5 protein-coding genes are annotated in these 2,733 nt (G+C 70.3%); 4 read left to right on the top strand and 1 reads right to left on the bottom strand.

Annotation, left to right across the window (positions count from 1 at the left end; all coding sequences use genetic code 11):
- On the bottom strand, window positions 1-252 hold a 252-nt coding region (locus AOJ26_RS24300; protein WP_143663669.1), incomplete at its 3' end, for an SLATT domain-containing protein.
- Between the two features lie 252 nt (window positions 253-504).
- On the opposite strand from AOJ26_RS24300, the gene AOJ26_RS24295 reads away from it, so the two are divergent.
- From AOJ26_RS24295 to AOJ26_RS24280, 4 genes are all read left to right on the top strand, one after another.
- A complete protein-coding gene (locus tag AOJ26_RS24295) occupies window positions 505-849 on the top strand; it encodes a YbaB/EbfC family nucleoid-associated protein (protein ID WP_059209072.1) in 345 nt (114 codons plus the stop codon).
- 77 nt (window positions 850-926) lie between these two features.
- On the top strand, window positions 927-1,526 hold the full coding sequence (gene recR, locus AOJ26_RS24290) for a recombination mediator RecR (protein WP_053850475.1): 600 nt from the start codon (window positions 927-929) through the stop codon (window positions 1,524-1,526).
- Window positions 1,519-2,178: a DUF5063 domain-containing protein gene (locus AOJ26_RS24285; protein ID WP_053850474.1), complete on the top strand. Its 660-nt coding sequence runs from the start codon at window positions 1,519-1,521 to the stop codon at window positions 2,176-2,178. The genes recR and AOJ26_RS24285 overlap by 8 nt, the downstream gene beginning before the upstream one ends.
- 146 nt (window positions 2,179-2,324) lie before the next feature.
- Window positions 2,325-2,733 (top strand): SsgA family sporulation/cell division regulator (locus AOJ26_RS24280; RefSeq protein ID WP_053850473.1); only part of this gene is annotated, 409 nt, incomplete at its 3' end.

Here is a 2,733-nt window from a genome sequence, read left to right as displayed (position 1 = left end):
GGCGTCCTGGTATCTCGCGGACCGGGTGGGGAAGCGGCGCTGCGCCCGCAGGGCCCGGGCGCAGCGCCGCTTCCCCACCCGGTCCGCGAGATACCAGGACGCCGTCGCCAGCGCCCCGTGCTCCACCCACCGGTACAGCTCGTCCAGCCGTACGGCGGGCTCGCCCCAGTCGCCGAGCGGAAACGTCCGCCCGGCCAGATCGGCCCGTCCGTCCTGAGGCGGGCCCTCGGGCTGCATCTCCGGCTGACCCACCCGGCGCTCCCTACTGATCGGTCACCCTGCGTGACGCCTGATGCTGATGTGCGGGGATCCTTCCTACCGCCCAATGGGTGGCGAAGGGGGTGCTTTGGTCGCTTTTCCGCTCGGAAGAGGGCCTTGATCAGGTATAGGACTCCAGGTCGACTCACTCGAAAGAGTGCTGCGGCGACGCCCGTCCCGACCACGTAGGCTCGTGCCAGGGAGGAAAACCTCGCCCACGAAGCTGTACGGACACAGGAGCTGATCGTGATCCCCGGTGGTGGCCAGCCCAACATGCAGCAGTTGCTCCAGCAGGCCCAGAAGATGCAGCAGGACCTGGCGAACGCGCAGGAGGAACTCGCCAGGACCGAGGTCGACGGCCAGGCGGGCGGCGGTCTGGTGAAGGCCACCGTCACCGGCGCCGGCGAGCTGCGCGCGCTGAAGATCGACCCGAAGGCGGTGGACCCGGAGGACACCGAGACCCTCGCCGACCTGATCGTGGCGGCCGTCCAGGCGGCGAACGAGAACGCCCAGACCCTCCAGCAGCAGAAGCTCGGCCCGCTCGCCCAGGGCCTCGGCGGCGGCAGCGGCATCCCCGGCCTGCCCTTCTAGGGGGCCCGTCTTTCGAAGTCGGGTGTCGGCCAACTAGCGTACGTATCGCAAGGAACCCCAGGAAGGACGGCAGTCCGTTGTACGAAGGCGTGGTCCAGGACCTCATCGACGAACTGGGGCGGCTGCCCGGCGTCGGTCCCAAGAGCGCCCAGCGGATCGCCTTCCACATCCTCCAGGCGGAGCCGACGGACGTACGGCGGCTCGCGCAGTGCCTGATGGAGGTCAAGGCCAAGGTCCGCTTCTGCGCGACCTGCGGCAACGTCGCGCAGGAAGAGCTGTGCAACATCTGCCGCGACACCCGCCGCGACCCCTCCGTCATCTGTGTGGTGGAGGAGCCGAAGGACGTGGTCGCGATCGAGCGCACCCGGGAGTTCCGTGGCAAGTACCACGTCCTGGGCGGGGCGATCAGCCCGATCGAGGGTGTGGGACCCGATGATCTGCGCATACGAGAACTGTTGGCCCGCCTGGCCGACGGGACGGTCACGGAGCTGATCCTGGCCACCGACCCGAACCTGGAGGGCGAGGCCACGGCGACGTACCTCGCCCGCATGATCAAGCCCATGGGCCTCAAGGTCACCCGCCTGGCCAGCGGCCTCCCGGTGGGTGGCGACCTGGAATACGCGGACGAGGTGACCCTCGGCCGCGCCTTCGAGGGGAGACGACTCCTAGATGTCTGACGCCACACTGCACGCGACCGCCCCGGACCCCGACGACTTCGCGGTCCAGATCGCCGACCAGGTCGAGAGCTTCCTGGTGGCCGTCATGGAGGTGGCCAAGGGCGACGAACCCGACTCGGCCGTCCCCTTCCTGCTCCTGGAGGTCTCTCAGCTCCTGCTGGCCGGCGGCCGCCTCGGCGCCCACGAGGACATCGTCCCCGACGAGCGCTACGAGCCCGACACGGGCCCGGACGCCGACGTGGACGAACTCCGCGAGAACCTGGCCCGGCTGCTGGACCCGATCGACGTCTACTCCGAGGTCTTCGACCCCTACGAGCCGCGCAAGGCCCCGGTCCCGGCCCGGATCTCCGACGACCTGACCGACGTCATCACCGACCTGCGCCACGGCATGGCCCACTACCGCGCGGGCCGCACCACGGAGGCCCTGTGGTGGTGGCAGTTCTCCTACTTCTCCAACTGGGGCTCCACGGCGTCCGCGACCCTGCGGGCCCTCCAGTCGGTGGTGGCGCACGTGCGCCTGAACCAGCCGCTGGCCGAACTGGACGGCCTCGACACCGACCAGGCGATGGGCGACGAGACGCTGGAGTTCGAGGCGGGCAAGGTGATGGTGGAGGAGATCGCGGGCCCGCTGGGGCTGCGCCCCTCCCCGTGAGCGCTCCTGAACAGGCGCTTCTCGGCTCCGTGTGACGCGAGTCATACAAGGGTCCTTCAAGAACGGCGTAATGCGCGGGCACCTGGGGTGGTCTCACTGCTCGACGGCCACACCCGGCCCGTGCCCCCACCCCCTTGGAGCCCCTCATGCACGTCACCCTCCAGCAGCCGACAGGCGCCCGCCTGATCACGGCCGCGGGCCACGAGCTCGCGATCCCCGCGACCCTGCGCTACACCTCAGCCGAGCCGCCGGCCGTGCACATCGACTTCCCGCCACATGTCACGGTCGACGGCGAGGTCACGACGTGGACGTTCGCCCGCGTCCTGCTCGGCGAGGGGCTGCGCACCCCGGCCGGCATCGGCAACGTCCGCGTCCGCCCGGCCGGTCCGGCCCACACGTACGTCGAGTTCCACACCGAGCAGGGCGTCGCTGTCCTCAGCTTCACCACCGCGGACCTGACCCGCTTCCTGGCCCGCACCTACACGGTCGTCGCCCCGGACGAGGAAACGGTGGGCGCGGAACTGGACGAGGGGCTGGTGGCGCTGTTCGGGGGGC

It is taken from the genome of Streptomyces sp. NRRL B-24085 (assembly GCF_001282115.1).
Classification (GTDB): Bacteria; Actinomycetota; Actinomycetes; order Streptomycetales; family Streptomycetaceae; genus Streptomyces.
The sequence above is the reverse complement of the archived record's forward strand: the minus strand, read 5'-3'. Positions and strand labels throughout refer to the sequence as shown.

Bases quoted from the DNA above. Each gene is read 5' to 3' on its own strand.
- AOJ26_RS24285 (WP_053850474.1), top strand. From the start codon at position 1,519: ATGTCTGACGCCACACTGCACGCGACCGCCCCGGACCCCGACGACTTC.